Source organism: Chitinimonas naiadis (assembly GCF_054780835.1).
The window spans coordinates 13,738-31,899 of sequence record NZ_BAAGVO010000003.1 but is presented as its reverse complement, the minus strand read 5'-3'; the positions used below and the strand labels follow the sequence as shown (position 1 = coordinate 31,899).

19 protein-coding genes are annotated in these 18,162 nt (G+C 61.6%); 15 read left to right on the top strand and 4 right to left on the bottom strand.

Going from position 1 to position 18,162, the window contains the following annotated elements; all coding sequences use genetic code 11:
• Window positions 1-46: 46 nt before the first annotated feature.
• Together ACYVHK_RS05435 and ACYVHK_RS05430 are read right to left on the bottom strand one after the other, a co-directional pair.
• Window positions 47-943 (bottom strand): polyprenyl synthetase family protein, encoded by an 897-nt coding sequence (locus tag ACYVHK_RS05435; RefSeq protein ID WP_460528424.1) that lies wholly within the window; start codon window positions 941-943, stop codon window positions 47-49.
• On the bottom strand, window positions 940-1,170 hold the full coding sequence (locus tag ACYVHK_RS05430; RefSeq protein WP_460528422.1) for an exodeoxyribonuclease VII small subunit: 231 nt from the start codon (window positions 1,168-1,170) through the stop codon (window positions 940-942). Before ACYVHK_RS05430 ends, ACYVHK_RS05435 begins: the two co-directional genes overlap by 4 nt.
• 431 nt (window positions 1,171-1,601) lie before the next feature.
• On the opposite strand from ACYVHK_RS05430, the gene ACYVHK_RS05425 reads away from it, so the two are divergent.
• The 6 genes from ACYVHK_RS05425 to ACYVHK_RS05400 all read left to right on the top strand — a co-directional run bounded on the left by ACYVHK_RS05425 (window position 1,602) and on the right by ACYVHK_RS05400 (window position 7,216).
• Window positions 1,602-2,795, top strand: a complete 1,194-nt coding sequence (locus ACYVHK_RS05425; protein ID WP_460528419.1) for an efflux RND transporter periplasmic adaptor subunit — start codon at window positions 1,602-1,604, stop codon at window positions 2,793-2,795.
• Complete coding sequence (locus ACYVHK_RS05420) at window positions 2,792-3,496, top strand: ABC transporter ATP-binding protein (RefSeq protein ID WP_460528416.1); 705 nt, start codon at window positions 2,792-2,794, stop codon at window positions 3,494-3,496. Before ACYVHK_RS05425 ends, ACYVHK_RS05420 begins: the two co-directional genes overlap by 4 nt.
• Before the next feature lie 3 nt (window positions 3,497-3,499).
• Entirely contained in the window at window positions 3,500-4,663 is a 1,164-nt protein-coding gene (locus ACYVHK_RS05415; RefSeq protein ID WP_460528414.1) for an ABC transporter permease, read from the top strand.
• A 43-nt stretch (window positions 4,664-4,706) separates the two neighbouring features.
• Window positions 4,707-5,876, top strand: coding sequence for an ABC transporter permease (locus ACYVHK_RS05410; protein WP_460528412.1), 1,170 nt, complete (start codon window positions 4,707-4,709; stop codon window positions 5,874-5,876).
• A 121-nt stretch (window positions 5,877-5,997) separates the two neighbouring features.
• Window positions 5,998-6,573: a DUF5610 domain-containing protein gene (locus tag ACYVHK_RS05405; protein WP_460528410.1), complete on the top strand. Its 576-nt coding sequence runs from the start codon at window positions 5,998-6,000 to the stop codon at window positions 6,571-6,573.
• A gap of 91 nt (window positions 6,574-6,664) precedes the next feature.
• Entirely contained in the window at window positions 6,665-7,216 is a 552-nt protein-coding gene (locus ACYVHK_RS05400; protein WP_460528408.1) for a DUF2062 domain-containing protein, read from the top strand.
• 27 nt (window positions 7,217-7,243) lie between these two features.
• Here the strand turns inward: ACYVHK_RS05400 and ACYVHK_RS05395 are convergent, their stop codons facing one another.
• Both ACYVHK_RS05395 and ACYVHK_RS05390 read right to left on the bottom strand, forming a co-directional pair.
• Complete coding sequence (locus tag ACYVHK_RS05395) at window positions 7,244-8,074, bottom strand: mechanosensitive ion channel family protein (protein ID WP_460528406.1); 831 nt, start codon at window positions 8,072-8,074, stop codon at window positions 7,244-7,246.
• A 126-nt stretch (window positions 8,075-8,200) separates the two neighbouring features.
• Window positions 8,201-9,973, bottom strand: a complete 1,773-nt coding sequence (locus ACYVHK_RS05390; RefSeq protein WP_460528404.1) for a PHA/PHB synthase family protein — start codon at window positions 9,971-9,973, stop codon at window positions 8,201-8,203.
• A gap of 199 nt (window positions 9,974-10,172) precedes the next feature.
• Here ACYVHK_RS05390 and ACYVHK_RS05385 point away from each other — a divergent pair, with 199 nt between their 5' ends.
• The 9 genes from ACYVHK_RS05385 to ACYVHK_RS05345 all read left to right on the top strand — a co-directional run bounded on the left by ACYVHK_RS05385 (window position 10,173) and on the right by ACYVHK_RS05345 (window position 18,103).
• Complete coding sequence (locus ACYVHK_RS05385) at window positions 10,173-10,958, top strand: dioxygenase family protein (protein ID WP_460528402.1); 786 nt, start codon at window positions 10,173-10,175, stop codon at window positions 10,956-10,958.
• 121 nt (window positions 10,959-11,079) lie between these two features.
• A complete protein-coding gene (locus ACYVHK_RS05380) occupies window positions 11,080-12,693 on the top strand; it encodes a methyl-accepting chemotaxis protein (protein WP_460528400.1) in 1,614 nt (537 codons plus the stop codon).
• Between the two features lie 236 nt (window positions 12,694-12,929).
• Complete coding sequence (locus tag ACYVHK_RS05375; RefSeq protein ID WP_460528398.1) at window positions 12,930-13,382, top strand: hotdog family protein; 453 nt, start codon at window positions 12,930-12,932, stop codon at window positions 13,380-13,382.
• Between the two features lie 144 nt (window positions 13,383-13,526).
• Window positions 13,527-13,934, top strand: coding sequence for a DUF2141 domain-containing protein (locus ACYVHK_RS05370; RefSeq protein ID WP_460528396.1), 408 nt, complete (start codon window positions 13,527-13,529; stop codon window positions 13,932-13,934).
• Between the two features lie 35 nt (window positions 13,935-13,969).
• Window positions 13,970-14,245, top strand: coding sequence for a 2TM domain-containing protein (locus ACYVHK_RS05365; RefSeq protein WP_460528394.1), 276 nt, complete (start codon window positions 13,970-13,972; stop codon window positions 14,243-14,245).
• A 1-nt stretch (window position 14,246) separates the two neighbouring features.
• A complete protein-coding gene (locus tag ACYVHK_RS05360; protein ID WP_460528392.1) occupies window positions 14,247-15,722 on the top strand; it encodes a carotenoid oxygenase family protein in 1,476 nt (491 codons plus the stop codon).
• 126 nt (window positions 15,723-15,848) lie between these two features.
• Complete coding sequence (locus ACYVHK_RS05355) at window positions 15,849-16,121, top strand: 2TM domain-containing protein (protein WP_460528390.1); 273 nt, start codon at window positions 15,849-15,851, stop codon at window positions 16,119-16,121.
• Window positions 16,122-16,131: 10 nt separating this feature from the next.
• Entirely contained in the window at window positions 16,132-17,313 is a 1,182-nt protein-coding gene (locus ACYVHK_RS05350; protein WP_460528388.1) for a sensor histidine kinase, read from the top strand.
• 13 nt (window positions 17,314-17,326) lie between these two features.
• A complete protein-coding gene (locus ACYVHK_RS05345; protein ID WP_460528386.1) occupies window positions 17,327-18,103 on the top strand; it encodes a LytR/AlgR family response regulator transcription factor in 777 nt (258 codons plus the stop codon).
• The last annotated feature ends 59 nt before the right edge of the window (window positions 18,104-18,162 follow it).

The window sequence follows — 18,162 nt, the reverse complement described above, 5'->3', positions numbered from 1 at the left end:
GTATGGGCGGGGTCAGGCACCCGTCAACGGGAAGCAGTCCGGCCGGTCAGAAGGCACGGCGGACAATGAAGTGCGCCAGCTCGCGCAGACGATGACCACGATTACCGAAGCCCGCCAGGCAGTCCAGCGCCTCGGCCTCCAGCTCTGCAGCCCGCTGCTTGGCCTCTTTCAGACCCAATAGTGAGACGTACGTCGGTTTATCGTTGGCGGCATCCTTGCCTGCCGTCTTGCCCAAGGTGGCGGTATCGGCCTCGACATCGAGTATGTCGTCCACCACCTGGAAGGCTAGCCCGACCAGCTTGGCGAAGCGATCCAGCTTGTCGCGTTCACCTGCAAGCAAGGAGGTACCGCAATAACTACCGAGGAGTACCGAGGCACGGATCAGCGCCCCCGTCTTGAGAATATGCATATGTTCGAGCTCTGGCAGACTCAAGGGCTTACCGACCGAAGCCAGGTCGATCGCCTGGCCGCCTGCCATGCCGGTAGCACCAGAGGCATTGGCCAGTATCCTGACCATGGTCAGTTGATCCGCCGCCTCATCGCATAGCGGCCGCCCGGACAGCACTTCGAAAGCTGCCGTCTGCAGCGCATCGCCGGCAAGCAGCGCGGTCGCCTCGTCAAACTCGACATGGACGGTCGGCTTGCCACGACGCAACACATCGTCGTCCATGCAAGGTAAATCATCATGGACCAGGGAATAAGCGTGCATCATCTCCACCGAGCTGGCGGCGTACTGCAGACGCTCCGCGGGCGCATCGACCAGCTCACCGGCGGCAAACACCAGCAAGGGCCGGACCCGCTTGCCACCGCCAAGCACGGCGTAGCGCATGGCTTCGTGCAGGCGCTCTGGCAAATGGTGCGGCGAAGGCAGGACACTGCCCATGGCCAGCTCCATCTGCTGCTGGATGGCAAACGACCAGGTCTGGAAGTCGGAATGGCTCATTCTGCCTCCTCCGCCTCGAACGGTTTGAGGCTGTCGCCATCGAGCATCTGAATCTGTTGCTCCGCCGCGGCCAATTGCTCCTGGCAATAGCGTATCAACTCACCACCACGCTTATAGGCAGTCAGCGATGCCTCCAGCGGTGCGTCCCCCCGCTCCATATCGGCTATCAGGGTTTCCAGTTCGGTCATGGCCGCCTCAAAACTGGCGGGCTTGATGGGTTTCGCCATTGGCCTAAAGGTGCTTGATCAATAATCGCGCGATTTTACCCTGTCCCGGCTATCGATGGCGCGGCTTTCCCATCCATTGCGACACCCATACAGCCAGATATGCAGCGATATCGGTCGGCAGCAGGAACGAAAAAAAGCGCGCCGGTGGTGACCGACGCGCCCTAAGTACCCAAGCGTAGGCAAACCGGCCGGGCTGGCCCGGCGGCTTCGCGCTGCATCTCGTAGTGAGCTGCAGAACGACTACGGAACGGAATGTAACACAGCTTCGGCACTTTCAAACAATCGTTTGATAGGTTGTTGCATTGCCGCAAATTTCTAGGGGAAAGCCCGCAATTACGTCCATATTGAATGCACCGTGGACCAGGCAAGCGCCTTGCCACGCGCCGCAACACACTTTCCGGATCGGCAAAAATCACCCAACCCATCACGCCATGACCGACAAACTGAAGAAACTCGCCATCGAACGCGGTAATCCGTCCAGGCAAACCAGGCGACGTCTGCGCAAGTGGCATGTCATCACCGTACTGATACTGCTGGCCCTGATCGCACTGTTTATCTCCCGCTCGGGGGGCAGCACGGAAGTCCATACCGCCAAGGTGGTACAAGCCTGGCCATCCGCAGCCATTTCTGAACTGACGGCGACAGGCTATGTGGTGCCACAAAAGAAAGCCGCCATCGCATCCAAGGCGACGGGACGCCTGGAATGGCTCGGCGTGCGCGAAGGCAGCCGGGTGCAAGAAGGCGAGGTGATCGCCCGCCTGGAGAGCGCGGAACAGCGAGCCCAGGTGGCGCAAGCCATCGCCAATGTCGAAGCCGCCAAAGCCAGACTGAAGCAGTTCGAGGCGGATGCCATTGAAGCCGATCGCGCTTATCGCCGCAGCGCCGAACTGCTGGAGCAGGGATTTATCGCCCGCTCCGCACACGACAACGCCATCTCCCGAACCAGCCAGTCCACCGCTGTCGTCGGCGCACAGATGGCCGCCATACGACAGGCGGAAGCCGCCGTCGTGCAAGCCCAGGTTGCCCTGGACAGCACCTTTATCAAGGCGCCTTTTGCTGGCGTGGTCCTCACCAAGACCGCGAACGTCGGCGACGTGATCTCTCCCTTCAACGCCAGTGCCGACTCCAAGGGTGCGGTCGTCAGCATGGCCGACATGTCGACGCTGGAAGTGGAAACCGATGTCTCAGAAGCCAGCCTGTTCAAGGCACGCCAGGGTCAGGCCTGCGAGATCCAGCTCGATGCCCTGCCCGATCTGCGCCTGCTGGGCACCGTGAACAGCATCGTCCCCTCGGTTGATCGCAGCAAGGCCACGGTCATGTTCAAGATCGGCTTCGTTGAACGGGACGCACGTGTCCTGCCTGAAATGAGCGCCAAGGTGAATTTCCTGAGCCGGGCCCTGAAGGCCGACGAGCGTACGGCACGCCTTGCGGTCAACCCCAAGGCCATCAAGGAGGGGGCGGTATTCGTCGTACGTGACGGACTGGTACATCGCACCGCCGTGCAAACCGGACAGAAATTGGGAGACCTGCTGGAGATCCGGCAGGGTTTGAAACGGGATGAGGTCGTGGTGCTCGAACCGGCTGAGCTGAAGGACGGCAGCAAGGTCACGGAGAAGAAGCCATGAGCCGGGCGGTCGCTGCGGTGGCGTTACGGCACGTCAGCAAGCACTACCAGCGGGGCGGGCAGATCGTGCCAGTGCTCAGCGACATCGATTTTGTCATCGAGCATGGTGACTTCCTGGCACTGATGGGCCCCTCCGGCTCGGGCAAGTCCACCCTGCTGAACCTGATCGCCGGCATAGACCAGCCCTCCAGCGGGCAGATCATCGTCGATGATGTCGACATCGCCAGCCTGCCGGAGAGTGATCTGGCCGACTGGCGCGCCCGTCACGTCGGCTTCATCTTCCAGTTCTACAACCTGATGCCGGTACTGAGTGCGCTGGAAAACGTCGAGCTGCCGTTGATGCTGACATCGCTGGGACGGCGCGAGCGACGTGCCCATGCGGAGCTGGCGCTCGACATGGTCGGCCTGTCTGATCGCCTGACCCACTATCCCAACGAACTCTCCGGTGGCCAGCAGCAGCGGGTTGCCATCGCGCGGGCGCTGGTCAGTGACCCGACCCTGATCGTCGCGGATGAACCTACCGGCGACCTGGATCGCAAATCGGCCGGCGAAATACTCGATCTGCTGGCGCAATTGAACACCGAACTGGGCAAGACCATCGTGATGGTCACCCATGACGCCCGGGCGGCCGAACGTGCCCACGCGATCCGGCACCTGGAAAAAGGCGAGCTGTCTGGCCTGGAACGCAGGCAGGAGGCTTGAGGCGTGCTGTTCTTCCTGCTAAAGATGTCCTTGAAAAATGCGCTGCGCCATCGGCTCAGGGCCTGCCTCACGCTGGCAGGACTGGCTGTTGCCATCCTGTCGTTTGGCCTCCTGAGCACCGTGGTGGCCGCCTGGTATGCCGGCGCCGATGCGGCATCGGACAAGCGACTGATCACTCGCAGCGCCATCTCGCTGGTCTTCCCCCTGCCTATCAGCTACAGCGAGCGGATACGCAGCGTCGAAGGCGTAACCGGCCTGTCCTGGGCCAACTGGTTCGGTGGCATCTATATCGAGCCCAAGAACTTCTTCCCGCAGTTTGCCGTCGAGCCCACAAGCTATCTCAAGCTCTATCCCGAGTTCGTGCTGACGGATGACGCCAGAGCAGCCTTCATCCGGGATCGGCAGGGCTGCCTGGTCGGTCGCAAACTGGCCAATCGCTACGGCTGGAAAGTCGGCGATACCATCCCCATCAAGGGCACGATCTTTCCCGGCACCTGGACCTTCGTATTGAGGGGGATCTACGACGGCCGCGACAAGACCACCGACCAGAACCAGTTCTTCTTCCACTGGGACTATCTGAATGAACGGGTCAAACAGCTTTCGCCTCGTCGCGCCAACAACACCGGTGTGTTCGTGGTCGGTATCGCCGACGGTAGCGCCGCAGCGCAGGTCAGCCAGCGGGTGGATGCACAGTTCCGTAACTCGCTGGCAGAAACGCTGACCGAGACGGAAAAAGCCTTCCAGCTGAGCTTTGTCGCCATGACCGATACCATCGTGCTGGCCATACAGGTGGTGAGCTATGTGGTGATCCTGATCATCATGGCGGTCATGGCCAACACCATGGCCATGTCGGCCCGCGAGCGCACGGCCGAATACGCCACCCTCAAGGCGCTGGGTTTCGGCCCCGGCGTCGTCGGCGCCCTGATTCTGGCGGAATCCTTGTTGCTATGCGCCATTGGTGCCGGCCTGGGCATCGCCCTAACCTGGCCGGTCGTCAGTGCCGTCGGTGGAGCGCTGGACAATATCTTCCCGGTGTTCAATATCGCGACCTCCACCGTCTGGCAACAAGCCGCGGCCGCCGTGATGGTCGCCCTGATTGCCGCAGCCGTCCCCGCCCGCCAGGCCATGCGGATACGGATCACGGAAGGACTGAGGGCCGTGGCATGACGCACCTTCATGGCGGCGCCGGCCTGACAGCGTGGGAACACGCATGAACCAGCTGCCGCTGAACTATATCTGGCGCAACCTGTTGACCCGCCGCTTGACCACGGCGCTGACGGCAGGCGGCATGGCGCTGGTGGTGTTCGTGTTCGCAACGGTGCTGATGCTGGACGCCGGCCTGAAACAGACGCTTGCTGCAACCGGCCTGCCGCAGAATGTGGTCGCTATCCGCAAGGGATCGCAGACTGAAGTGCAAAGCGGTGTCTCGCGCGCCGAGGCGGCCATTATTGAAAGCGATCCCGCCATTGCCCTGGATGCGACCGGCCGGCGCCTGCTGAGCAAGGAAAGCGTGGTGCTGATCTCGCTACAAAAACGTGGCGGTGGCAAGCCTTCCAACGTGGTCGTGCGCGGTGCAGGCCTGCAAGGCATGACGCTACGCCCGCAAATCAAGCTGATCGCCGGTCGGGCTGCGCGGCCCGGCAGTTCGGAGATCATCGTTGGCAGTGCCATCGCGCAGGGTTTCGATAATATCCAGCTCGGCGCCACCTTGCGCTTTGCCCGGCGCGACTGGCTGATCGTCGGGGTATTCGACGCAGGCAAGAGCGGCTTCAATTCGGAAATATGGGGTGACGCCGAGCAGATGATGCAGGCGTTCCGTCGCCTCAGTTTTTCGGCCGTGATCTTCCAGTTGCAGGACAGCGATGCCTACGACGCGGTCGCCAAGCGCCTGGAGGCCGATCAACGACTGACTGCCGAATACAAGCGGGAAACACAGTTCTACGCCGACCAGTCGCAGGTCATGTCGAGCTTCATTTCCATACTCGGCATGGTGCTGTCGGTCATCTTCTCGGTGGGTGCCATCATCGGCGCCATGATCACGATGTATGCCGCGGTGGCAAACCGGGTAGCGGAGATCGGCACCCTGCGGGCGCTGGGTTTTCGCAAGCACGGCGTCCTGGCCGCCTTCCTGCTGGAGTCGCTGCTGCTGTCGCTGCTGGGTGGGGTGACCGGGCTGCTGCTGGCCTCCGGCATGCAGTTCTTCGGGGTCTCCACCATGAACTGGCAGACATTCTCCGAACTCGCCTTCAGCTTTACCCTCACCGTCGGCATTGTCGTCAAATCCCTGCTATTTGCCTTGCTGATGGGTGTCATCGGCGGCTTCCTGCCTGCACTGCGGGCATCCCGGCTACAGATCGTCGAAGCCCTGCGCGCCGGTTGAATCCACGACCTTTCGTCGCCTACTCGGCGATTACCCTGTCAAATCAGGCATTTCTGCCGATATCCAGGTTTGCAGCCGGTCCAACCATAAACCGAGCGCGATAACGACAGGAGAAAAGCACATGAACATCAATAACCTGGACATCAACCAGCAGGCGCAGACCCAAGCCCAGACCAAGACGGGTGCAACGCAGAACAAGCTATCCGACTCGCAACGGCTCAACCTGCAGATGCAACAGGTCAAGGCCAGCTACAGCTTCAGTGCGTCAATCACCGAAGGTGACAACTACTACAACCTGCTGTTCCAGGCGACCTACGAATCCATCAGCAGCAGTCTGCAACTGGATACGTCGACCACCGCGGTCCAGCCCCCGACAACGCCGGATGACAGCCAGATCGATGTCAGCCCCGAGGCCACCGCCAAGCGCATACTCGATATGTCGACCGGCTTTCTGGAGCTGTTCAAGAAGCAGCACCCCGGCGAGGACGAGGCCACGGTACTGAAGAACTTCATGGACACCATCGGAAGCGGTATCGAACAGGGCTTCAAGGAAGCGCGCGGCATCCTGGACGGGCTGGGCGTATTGAAGGGTGACATCGCCGGCAATATCGACAAGACCTGGGACTTGGTCCAAAGTGGTTTGAAAGACTTTGCCGACAAGGCCGGCAAGCCGGCCGAACCCACGCTGAGCAAATGATGTGATCCGCTGATCCCTCGCTGATTACCCATATTGCACTTTTGCGGGCGGGGCGGGTCTGAGCCATCCCCCTATCATCGCCAGGCTGCCCATGCCCCGCAAATACCTACGCCGCTGGCTACCCGACCGAGATACGCTCAATCGCAACGCCTTTCTGAGGCGATGCGCACCTTACCTATCCCACCCCAACATCTGGCACCTGAACCGGCACTCGGTCGCCGGCGGGCTGGCCGTCGGCCTGTTCAGCGGCATGATCCCTGGCCCCTTGCAGATGCTGGGTGCGACCGTCCTGGCCATCCTGTTTCGGGTCAATCTGCCGGTGGCGGTGTTCGGCACGCTATTCAGCAATCCGTTCACTATCGTTCCGCTCTATCTCGCCGCCTACGGTCTGGGTCGGCTGATTACCGGCGCCAACGGCGCCCAGGCACCCGTGCCGGCGGCACCAGAGACCGACTGGGCCAATCTCGGCACGACCATGCACGCCTGGCTGGACTGGATGATGGCGCTCGGCACACCCTTGCTGGTCGGTTTGCTGGCGCTGGCCCTGCTGCTCGCCCTGGCCGGATATGGCCTGGTCCAACTGGGATGGCGCCTGCATGTATTGATGGCATTACGGCAACGTCGGCAGCGGCACAGCCATTGAATGGAGCTGCACCGCTAACAGGTGGCCTCAGGCGCCCGAGCCGACGTTGTGCAGATAGACCGTCTGCGCCGGTTGAGGGGCCGGGAAGCCCGCAGCGGCCAAGCCTTCCTTGAGCAAGGCCTGGGTATCGAAATACACCTGCCAGTAGTGGTCATTGTGGCAATAGGGCCGTACGGCCAGCACCGGCCCCACCAGATTGAATTCAAGGATCGCCACATCCGGTGCCGGCGTGGCCAGGACGTTGGGTATCGCCGCCAGCTCCCTTTGCAACAGGCTGATCGCGGCGCGATGGTCGGCGCTGCCAGCCAGTTGTGCCTTCAGATCCACCCGCCGAAAGGCATTGGCGCTGAAGTTCTGGATCGTGTCGCCGAAGATCTTGTTGTTGCCGACCATGGTCAGCACATTGTCCGGCGTGTTGATGGTGGTCGCGAACAAGCCGATTTCCTTGATCGTGCCGGTTACGCCACCCACCGTCACGAAATCGTTGACCTTGAACGGACGCAGCACGATCAGGAAGGCGCCCGCCGCAAAGTTGGCCAGCAAACCCGACCAGGCCATGCCGATCGCCACGCCTGCCGCGGCAATCAGAGCCGCGAACGTCGTGGTCTGTACCCCGAAATACCCCAGGATGCCGATGACCAGCAGGATGTTGAGCGTCACCGTCAGCACCCCGCCGATATAGCGCAGCACGGTCGGATCGACCTTTTGTCGCTCCAGCGAATTGCGCACCGCCCGCTCGGCGACCCCGATCAACCAGCGCCCGATTACCCAGAAGGCAATCGCCGCCAGCAGTTTGACCCCTAGCGTCGTGGCATAGCCCAGCAGCAGGTCCTGCCAATGTTCGATATCGAATTCCATTACCGCCCTCTCCCTCACCAATCACGGGCCGCCCATGCAGACCCCTGATCAGCTTAGGAGCTGGATCGTGCGAATTCATCCCGACCATGCAAAGTTCTGCCGCCAGGACCGCCCCCAAGCGGGCCGTCAGGCCAGTTTTGCCTGCACGTAGCTGCCCGGTGCCGGCTCCAGTGCCGCCAGCTTGCCCTTGCCAGGCACTCTCGCCGCAACCCGCTTGCCATTGAACGGTTGCAGCCAGGCCGACCAGTCCTGCCACCATGAGCCCTCATGGGCGGTGCTACCGCTAAGCCAGGTACGGGCGGACGGTGGTAGTTGCGTATTGCTGGCATAACCATACTTTCCCGCCGACGGCGGGTTGACGATGCCGGCGATATGGCCCGATCCCCCCAGAACGAAGCGCACCGGTCCCGCCAGCAGGCAGGCGCCGGCATAGGTCGATTGCCAGGGTGCGATATGGTCTTCCCGCGCGGAGATAAAATAGGCGGGCGTCTTGATGTTGCGGACGTCGATGGGTACGCCGGCGAGTTCGATACCGCCCGGGTCCTTGAGCACATTTTCCAGGTACATCTTGCGCAGGTAGAAGCGGTGCATGGCGGCAGGCATGCGTGTGGCGTCGCAATTCCAGTACAGGAGATCGAACGGCATGGGCTCACGCCCGAGCAGGTAGTTGTTGACAACGAAATTCCAGATCAGGTCGTTCTCTCGCAGCATATTGAACACGCCCGCCATCTGATGCCCTTCCAGATAGCCTTTCTCGTCCATATAGGCGTCGAGGCTCTGCAACTGCAGCTCATCGATGAAGACACCCAACTCGCCCGGATCGCTGAAGTCGATCATGGTGGTGAAGAAGCTGGCCGAAGCGATACGCTTGCTCGCCGACTTGTCCTTGGCTGCTGCCAGGTAGGCCAGCGTCGCCGCCAGCAACGTGCCGCCTATGCAATAGCCCGCGACGTTGACGACAGGCTCCCCGGTTGCCGCCTCGATCGCCGTCATCGCGGCCAGGATGCCCTCCTGCATATAGTTCTCGAAGTGCTTGTCCCTGTGCTGCTCGGTCGGATTGACCCAGGAAATTACGAACACCGTATGGCCCTGCTCCACCAGCCATTTGATCAGGGAGTTCTTGGGCTTGAGATCGAGGATATAGAACTTGTTGATCCACGGCGGCACGATCAGCAAGGGGGTCTGATGGACCTTGTCGGTCGCAGGAGCGTACTGGATCAGTTGCATCAGTTCGTTCTGGTAGATCACTGCCCCCGGCGTCAGCGCGATATTGTCGCCGAGCTTAAAGGCGCCCGGATCGGTCATCCGCGGCATCAGTCGGCCATCATTGCGCTCCAGGTCCTCAAGCAGATGCGCGAATCCCTTGATCAGGTTCTCCCCGCCCGACTCCACCGTGGCCTTGAGCGCAGCCGGGTTGGTCGCGAGGAAATTGGTCGGTGCCATGGCATCGACAAACTGGCGGGTATAGAACTGCACCCGCTGCGAAGTCGGCTTGTCTAGGCCATCGAGCTCAGCGACCGTATCCTGAATATGCCGTGCCGCCAGCAGGTAGGCCTGTTTCACGAAGCCGAACACCTGGTTGCTGGTCCAGAGCTCGTCCTTGAAGCGCTTGTCGCTCTGCTCCTCGCCAGCTGGAGCGCCCAGCCAGAAGCGCTGCCAGGTTTGCTGTGTCAGTTCGACATACTCTTGCCAGAACCGCATCTGGGCACGCCACATCGGCTCGGGCTGCTCCAGCACCACGCGCCAGAGCGCCTCAAAAGCCTGCTGCACGCTTTGCGGGTCTGGTATCTGGACCTTGGCGTCGCCACGGGCACGCTTTTGCAACTGCTCCTGCAAGAGTTTCTGCCAGCGCAGCGCCAGCTCGCTGAGTTGCGTCAGGCGATCATGGGGTTCGCTCATGGTGTCTCCTTGTTATCGTCCCAGTGTAGTCGGACTCTTCGGGCTCGGCAGCGCACCAGCACGGCAAGCAGGTCGGTGACACAGAAGAAGCCCAATCACAGCTGGTTCAAATAATCCGACATTGATGTTGATTTCTTTCCACTATCACGCTCTCAATAACAGACAGATACTAAGTGCAATGCATTGAAGGATTCTGACCATGTCTCGCATGCCTACCCTGTTTGTTTCCCATGGCTCCCCCATGCTGGCCCTGGATGCCGGCTCAACCGGCAAGGCCTGGGTGGAGGTCGCCCGCAGCCTGCCTCGCCCGAAGGCAGTGATCATGGCTTCGGCCCACTGGCTGACCACCATGCCGGCTGTCAGTACCTCGGCCAATCCTGCGACCATCCATGATTTCTACGGCTTTCCCGAGCCCTTGTTCCAGATCCAGTACACGCCGCCCGGTTCGCCCGAGATTGCCGAGCGCAGTGCGGCCTTGCTGGCGGAAGCGGGCTTTCAGGTCGGCATCGATCCGGGGCACGGCCTGGACCACGGTGCCTGGGTGCCGCTGAAGAATATGTATCCGGCTGCCGACGTACCGGTGTTCCAGCTGGCGATACAGCCACGCGAGAGCCCGGAGCATCATTGGCGAGTGGGCCAGGCGCTGGCCAGCCTGCGCGAAGAAGGCGTCCTGATCATTGGCTCCGGCAGCATCACCCACAATCTGCGAGAGCTGGAGCGCGACGTACCGGAAGGTGTTGCCGCCAACGAATACGTGCCGGCCTTCCAGCACTGGGTGTATGAGCGGCTGATGGCGGGCGACCGTACCGCCTTGTTCGACTATCGCCGTCAGGCGCCGGGCGCCCAGCGCGCACATCCCACCGACGAGCACTATCTGCCGCTCTATGTTCCCTTGGGCGCAGCAGGTGCAAACGCCCAGGCGGAGCGCCTTTACACCAATATCACCAATGGCGGACTGGGCATGGACCTTTATGCCTTCCACTGAGGTGACTGATCGATAAGCACCTGATCAGATAGGGAAATATCCGGGCGGTGCTTGCATGTGGGGCTTGGGCTGACTACACCACAAAGGGTACGTCAGCCCACCTACCCAATTGGAGCCCGCCATGCGCATCTCGCAAAAACTCGCCCTGGCCTTTGCCGCGCTGGTTGTCTTCGTCATTGCGATGGGACTCCTGGGCATTACCTCCCTGGCGGCGCTGGACCAGGCCCTGGTCGGTGTGACCGATGACGCCCTGCCCGGCGTGCGCTACACCGGTGCGATACGCGCCGAAGCCATCGATTTCCGCAATCGGGAGACCCAGTTGCTGATCGCCAAGGATGCCAGCGAAATCACCGAGACCCTGGGGCGTCTAGGCAAGAACCTCGAGGCCCTGAAGGGTTATGAGAGCGAATACGGCAAGTATCTGAAGGACGATAGCGAGAAGACGCTGTTTGCCGACTACCAGGCCAAGCTCGCGGCCTACCTGCTCAGCCATGACCGGTTCAAGCAGATCGTGCAGGAGGGCAATCACGAGGCCTCGCTTGCCTACTTTCGTGGCGACGGCCGCAAGGCTTTCCGCAGTTTCCTGCCGGTTATCGACAAGATGGTGGAGTACAACACCAAGGCCGCCGATGCCCTGACCAAGGAAGCCCATGCCGACTACGCCAACGGTCGCAGCCGCCTGATCACCATTGCGATCGTCGTCAGCCTGCTGGCGCTGGGCCTGTCCTACTGGATCGTACGCAGCATTACCGGCCAGTTGGTCAGGCTCTCCAGCACCATCAGGGAGATACAGCGGGATCTCGATTTCACCCGCAGGGTGGAGGTGCACGGGAACGACGAAGTGGCGGATACGGCTCGCGCCTTCAACGCCCTCGCGGAGAACGTGCAGGGAGTGCTGCGCAGTGCGGATAGTACCAGCGGCAAATTGATCGACATGGTACGGGAGCTGACGGCTTCGGCCCATCAGGTTTCGGAAGGGTCACGGCAACAGAGCGACGCCTCCACTAGCATGGCTGCAGCCATCGAGCAGCTCTCCACCAGCATCAGCCATCTGTCTGACAGCGCCCGCGAGGCCATGAGCCACTCGGTGGAGGCCGAGCACCATGCGGAGGATGGCGGCAAAGTGATCGGCAATACCGTCAAGGAGATGTCGGCGATTGCTTATAGCATCGAACAGACGGCGCAAGCGATGCGTGAGCTCGACCAGCGCTCGGAAGAGATAGGCAGCATCGTACAGGTGATCCGCGAGGTCGCTGACCAGACCAACCTGCTGGCGCTAAATGCTGCCATTGAGGCCGCCCGTGCCGGTGAGCAAGGACGAGGTTTTGCGGTGGTTGCCGACGAGGTCCGCAAGCTGGCCGAGCGCACCACGTCCGCGACCAGCGAGATCGGCGGCAAGATTGCCGGTATCCAGAAGTCGGCCCAGCAGGCAGCCGGTACTATGGGCAGCGCGGTGCAGCGCGTCAGCAATGGCGTGGAGTATGCACAGGAGGCGGGTCGAACGGTGGAAACCATTACCAGCGATGCCCATCTGGTCGAAAACGAGGTGCAGTCGATCTCGACCGCACTCAAGGAGCAAGACCAGGCAGGACACCAAATTGCGGCTGCGGTCGAGCAGATTGCCAATATGGTGGAACGCAACAGCTTGGCGGCAGAACATACCAGCCAGCATGCGCGGGACCTGGAGGGCATTGCTACCTCGATGCGCCAGGAGATTGCCCGATTCAGGGCGTAGAACCTGAAGCCCAGGTCAGCGGCGTATATCATCAATGGAAGCTGCACGGCTGCTCGGGTCGAGCGCCTAGCACGCGAGGCCTCGCTGACGCCCGTCAGCGTTCAGGATGACGCTTGACTATTCCCCCATGCCCGGCTTACGCCGGGCTCAATACACCGCTCAATCCACCGGCTCACACTGTTGACAACCAAGCGCTTGCTTGACAAACTATTTCCACAAATTGGGAGTAAACCGTCATGAAAGCCAGCACCTTCAAGCGCCTGATCAATCTCTGGCCGCCATTCCTGTTCACCGGCATTCACGCGACGCATATCAGCGCGGACTACCGTGAGGTCGACTGCCGGCTGACACTGCGCTGGTTCAATCGCAACTACGTCAACACCCACTTTGGCGGCAGCCTGTTTGCGATGACCGATGCCTGGTACATGCTGATGCTCATGCCCATACTCGGCAAGGACTACTTTGTCTGGGACCAGAGTGCGGCGATCGAATTCATCGCGCCGGCCCGGGGCGTCGTGACAGCCCGCTTCCGCCTGGACGACGCCACGCTGACCACCATCCGCGAACAAACTGCAGGCGGGGAGAAGTACCTGCCGCAATTCGTGGTCGACATCGTCGACGAGAGCAACACCGTCGTCGCCCGCGTGAACAAGACTGTCTACGTCCGCAAGAAACCGGCCAAGCGCTGATCCCCCAGCCTCCTCGCTGATATTGACGAACGGCGCCTGCAACTGGCGCCGTTTTGCTGTCGATTCGTCGCAAGTCCCAGTCGGCATCTGGCCAGCCGTCCACCATGTGCTCCATCGCAATCGGCGATATACCGGAGCACAGACATGACCATCCGCATCCTTCTCCCCCTTCTGATCCTGGGCGCCGGCGCGCAGGCGGCCGATCTGACCGTATCGGTCACCAATCTCAAGAACACGGATGGCCATGTACTGGTCGGTGCCTACAACCGTGCCGACACCTTCCTGAAGACCCCCGCTTTCGTAGCCCGCGTCAAAGCCGAACCCGGCACGGTCAGCACCACCTTGCACGACCTGCCTGCCGGCGACTACGCACTGTCCGTCTACCAGGACAGCAACGACAACATGAAACTGGACAGCAATGCAATCGGTATGCCAATCGAGCCTTATGGTTTCTCGCGCGATGCCGCAGGCAACTATGGCCCACCCAGCTATGAGCAGGCCAAGCTCAGCCTGCCTGCCGATGGGGCCGCCATCACGATCACCTTACGCTAATCGCCCCTCAACCGGGCAGGAATAGGGAGAACAACATGCAAACCGAAGACACGCTACGAGCACGTGCTGAACGTGCGGCCAGCGCCAAGATGAAGTTTTTCTGTTCGGCCGCCAGCTATGCCGCCATCGTGGGGTTTCTGCTCGCGATGAACTGGTGGCTGGAAGGGCGTATTACCTGGGCGATCTGGCCACTGCTGGGTCTGAGCTTCGCGCTGGCCATGCAGGGTGTGAAGGCCTGGGGGCGCAGCCACGCGATGTACGAGCGCCTGGTGGAGCGTGAGATGGATGCCCTGCAACGCAAGGAGAAATGACATGGATCGCCGTGACTTCCTGCTTCGTACCCTGGTCGGGGGTGCCTTTTCCGCCCTGCCCGGCAAGCTACTGGCCGACAGCAATACCTATCGCGACTTTCATCAAGGTATCCAGCAGTCCCCACGGCTCAACGCCCTGTCCGGCGTGGAGAGTGAGATGCTAAGCGCGGAAGCCAGCATCCAGGGGCGCTGGCCCCAGGAGCTGGCGGGCGTGTTCTACCGCAATGGACCAGGCCGGTTCGAGCGGGGCGGTGAGCGCTACGAGCATTGGTTTGACGGCGATGGCATGGTGCACGCCTGGCGCATCCGGGACGGCCGCGTGCGACATACCGGGCGCTTTGTCAGGACCAGCAAATTCCAGGAAGAATCGCAGGCCGGGCAGTTGCTCTACCCCACCTTTGGCACGGCCATTCAGCGCCGGCCGGTTGGCAACAACGACAGCATCAATACCGCCAATACCAACGCGGTGCCGCACGCGGGCCATCTGTATGCCTTATGGGAAGGCGGCTCTGCAACCGAGCTCGACCCCGATACCCTGGCGACCCGCGGCATCAAGACCTGGCGCGCCGATCTGGCAGCCCTGCCATTCTCTGCCCACCCCAGGATCGAACCCGACGGCACGCTCTGGAACTTCGGCGCGCTGCCAGGCAGCAACAAGCTGGTGCTGTGGCAGATCGGGGCGGACGGCAGCCTGGTGCGCGTCCAACTGATCAATGTGCCCAAACTGGCCATGGTGCATGACTTCGTGGTGACAGCGCGCTACCTGGTCTTTCTGGTTCCACCGTTCCGGCTGGAGCAAAAGCCGGGTGCGTCGTTCCTCGACATGCATGTCTGGGAGGGCGAGCGCCCCATGCGGGCCGTGATCGTCGACAAGACCGACTTCAGCCTCAAGCAGATCATCGAGATGCCAGCAGCCATGGTCTTTCACTTTGGCAATGCCTTTGACGATGGCGATAGCATCAAGCTCGATGCAACCCTGTTTCCCGATGCCAGCATCCTCGACGAAATGCGTCGCGCGATGCACGGCAGCACCATGGGGAGCGGCCGTCATTCCCAGGCAGTCTTGATTACCCTGGATCTGAAACAAGGCCTCAGCCGGCAGGAAACCTTGCTGGCCTTGACCGAGTTCCCCCGTGTCGCCCCCCTGCAGATTGGTCGCCGTCATGACGAGATCTTCATGCTGACCGGCGATCCCGGCCAGGGCTTTGGCCTATCCGGAGTGGCCAGGGTTTCGCTGCGCAACGGCAGGGTGGATCGTTACCACTTTGGCGAGGACTGGATCGTGGAAGAGCATATACCGGTCGCGAAGCGACACGGCCCGGGCCACTGGTTGATCGGGCCCGCCTACGACATACGACGCAAGAAGACCGCGCTGAATGTGTTCGATGCCAGCCATATCGCGGCAGGCCCCGTGGCCCAGGCACTGCTGCCGTATGCGGCGCCACTCGGCTTTCACGGCAATTTCCTGGCGGCCTAGTACTCCTGACTTGCATTGGCGCCGGACCGCTGCAACTCACGCAGGTCCGGTGTCGATTCATCGCAAGTCGCAGCGGCAACGATCGCCCGCTCGCACACTGGTGCCATTCACTATCCGGAGATTCGCATGCAGGCCGAACCCTCACTGCGCCAACAGGCCGAATGCCTGGTCGCACGCAAACTGCGGCTTTTGAGCATCGCACTGGGCTATGCCGCTATCGCGGGCGTACTCCTGCTGATCGATTTCTGGCATAACGGCCAGATAAGCTGGGCGATATGGCCATTGCTGGGCCTGGGCTTTGCCTTGGCTCGGCAGATCGGCCTGCAGGACCCGGCCGGCAATATCGCCGTTGCAACAGCCTTACCAAGAACGACCGAATCCAAGCGTACCAGACGCTGAAATGATGACGATGACACAGCCCGCCTCCCCCCCAGCACTGTCCCAGACCACCGACACGACCCAGCCGGAACGGTGCAAGCAGGACTATGACTGGCACCCGCTGGAACTGATTCCCTATTTCCGACGTTGGCCTGCCAACTGGAAACGCGACATCCTCTACACGTTCATCTGGAATACCGGCATCTTCACCTTCTTCTTGCTGATATCGCTGGTCCTGATCGGTGATCGTATCAGTTGGCGCAACATCGGGGCCAATCTGTTCATCACCCAAGTCATCGGTTTCACCATCCATGGCCTGTTCGACCTGAGCAGCAGGCTCCTGCGCCGCTGGCTGGATGTCGCCTCGTCCTGGCAACGCATACTCTATTTCATGGCCATCCCCACCCTGGGCGTGTTCCTGGGCTACGCCATCAGCTTTGCGATCATGGATTTTCCGGCTGCGCAGCGTTATGTGTTCAGTGCCAAGGGGGCACGCAGCGTCGCCGTGTTTGCCATCGGCATCTCCGGCCTGCTGTGCGGCCTGTTCGTGATCCGCGAGCGGCAGGCGCGAGCCGAGGTCGAGCTGGCCAGGGAACGGCAGCGGGCACTGGATGCCGAGCGGCGGGCACTGGAGTCCCAGTTGCGCATGCTGCAGGCGCAGATCGAACCGCATTTTCTCTACAACACCCTGGCCAACGCGGTGGGTTTGATCGGCCCGGCGCCGGACAAGGCAAGGCTGTTGCTGGAACGCCTGATCGACTACCTGCGCGCCTCGCTGACCAGCAGCCGGGAAGATCAGACCCTGCTGGGGCGAGAACTCGACACCCTGCGCGCCTACCTGGACCTGATGACCGTGCGCATGGGCGCCCGGCTTAACTACCGTGTGGAGCTGGAACCAGGACTGGAAAGCTTGCAGCTACCGCCCATGCTGCTGCAGCCCGTCGTCGAAAATGCCATACAGCATGGCCTGGAACCCAAGATCGAAGGCGGCGAGATACATATCGCCGCCAGCCGCCAGGCCGGCCAGTTGCAGATCACGATCAGCGATACCGGCCAGGGATTTACGCCGGAGGCTATGCCGAGGCCAGGTGGTGGCGTGGGGCTGGCCAACCTGCGTGATCGCCTGAAGAGCTTGTACGGCTCGGCAGGACTACTGACGATTACCGATAATCATCCCTGTGGCGTGAAGGTCACGCTGCGCCTACCACTCTGATCCCTTTGCCGCCATGACCACTGCCCTGATTGCTGACGATGAAATCGCTCTTGCCGAATATCTCAAGACCCAGTTGGCGAGCATCTGGCCGGAACTCAAGGTCATCGCCCTCGCACACAACGGTGTCGACGCGCTGCGCCTGATCGACGAAGAAGCACCGGACATCGCGTTTCTGGACATCCGCATGCCAGGCCTGACCGGCCTTGATGTCGCCAGCCGCTTGCTGGGTAGCGATGCCGCACCGCATATCGTGTTCGTGACCGCCTACGACCAGTATGCGGTCGACGCTTTCGAGCGCGAGGCCGTGGACTATCTGCTCAAGCCACCTAGCCTGGAACGGCTGCAGCGCACGGTGGAGAAGCTGAAGCGTCAACTGGTTGAGCCGGCGCCCCAACCCGCGGCGCCGTCACAGGACCTGCTGGGCCGGTTGGCCGACCTGCTGGGGCAGCAAGCCGGCGGCGGCCCTCGCCTGGACTGGATACGGGCTGCCCATGGCAACGAAACCCGCTTGATCGCCATTGATGAGGTGATCTACTTCGAGGCGCGTGACAAATACGTCAGCGTTTTTACCGGCGAGGGCGAATCGCTGATACGCACGCCGCTCAAGGAGCTGCTCGACGGGCTCGACCCCGCCCGGTTCTGGCAGATCCATCGCGGCACCATCGTCGCAGTCAGGCATATCGCCGGTACGGTCCGGGACTTCCGTGGTCGCACCCTGCTCAAGCTGAAGGCCCATCCGGAGCAATTGGTTGTCAGCCGTGCCTATCTGCATCTGTTCAAACAAATGTGACGCCTGTGGGCGACAAGCCTGACGGGCCGGAAGCGGACTTGCAGGGTTACGCAACGGGG

Bases quoted from the DNA above. Each gene is read 5' to 3' on its own strand.
- ACYVHK_RS05435 (WP_460528424.1), bottom strand. From the start codon at position 943: ATGAGCCATTCCGACTTCCAGACCTGGTCGTTTGCCATCCAGCAGCAG.
- ACYVHK_RS05430 (WP_460528422.1), bottom strand. From the start codon at position 1,170: ATGGCGAAACCCATCAAGCCCGCCAGTTTTGAGGCGGCCATGACCGAA.
- ACYVHK_RS05425 (WP_460528419.1), top strand. From the start codon at position 1,602: ATGACCGACAAACTGAAGAAACTCGCCATCGAACGCGGTAATCCGTCC.
- ACYVHK_RS05420 (WP_460528416.1), top strand. From the start codon at position 2,792: ATGAGCCGGGCGGTCGCTGCGGTGGCGTTACGGCACGTCAGCAAGCAC.
- ACYVHK_RS05410 (WP_460528412.1), top strand. From the start codon at position 4,707: ATGAACCAGCTGCCGCTGAACTATATCTGGCGCAACCTGTTGACCCGC.
- ACYVHK_RS05405 (WP_460528410.1), top strand. From the start codon at position 5,998: ATGAACATCAATAACCTGGACATCAACCAGCAGGCGCAGACCCAAGCC.
- ACYVHK_RS05400 (WP_460528408.1), top strand. From the start codon at position 6,665: ATGCCCCGCAAATACCTACGCCGCTGGCTACCCGACCGAGATACGCTC.
- ACYVHK_RS05395 (WP_460528406.1), bottom strand. From the start codon at position 8,074: ATGGAATTCGATATCGAACATTGGCAGGACCTGCTGCTGGGCTATGCC.
- ACYVHK_RS05390 (WP_460528404.1), bottom strand. From the start codon at position 9,973: ATGAGCGAACCCCATGATCGCCTGACGCAACTCAGCGAGCTGGCGCTG.
- ACYVHK_RS05385 (WP_460528402.1), top strand. From the start codon at position 10,173: ATGTCTCGCATGCCTACCCTGTTTGTTTCCCATGGCTCCCCCATGCTG.
- ACYVHK_RS05380 (WP_460528400.1), top strand. From the start codon at position 11,080: ATGCGCATCTCGCAAAAACTCGCCCTGGCCTTTGCCGCGCTGGTTGTC.
- ACYVHK_RS05375 (WP_460528398.1), top strand. From the start codon at position 12,930: ATGAAAGCCAGCACCTTCAAGCGCCTGATCAATCTCTGGCCGCCATTC.
- ACYVHK_RS05370 (WP_460528396.1), top strand. From the start codon at position 13,527: ATGACCATCCGCATCCTTCTCCCCCTTCTGATCCTGGGCGCCGGCGCG.
- ACYVHK_RS05365 (WP_460528394.1), top strand. From the start codon at position 13,970: ATGCAAACCGAAGACACGCTACGAGCACGTGCTGAACGTGCGGCCAGC.
- ACYVHK_RS05360 (WP_460528392.1), top strand. From the start codon at position 14,247: ATGGATCGCCGTGACTTCCTGCTTCGTACCCTGGTCGGGGGTGCCTTT.
- ACYVHK_RS05355 (WP_460528390.1), top strand. From the start codon at position 15,849: ATGCAGGCCGAACCCTCACTGCGCCAACAGGCCGAATGCCTGGTCGCA.
- ACYVHK_RS05350 (WP_460528388.1), top strand. From the start codon at position 16,132: ATGACACAGCCCGCCTCCCCCCCAGCACTGTCCCAGACCACCGACACG.
- ACYVHK_RS05345 (WP_460528386.1), top strand. From the start codon at position 17,327: ATGACCACTGCCCTGATTGCTGACGATGAAATCGCTCTTGCCGAATAT.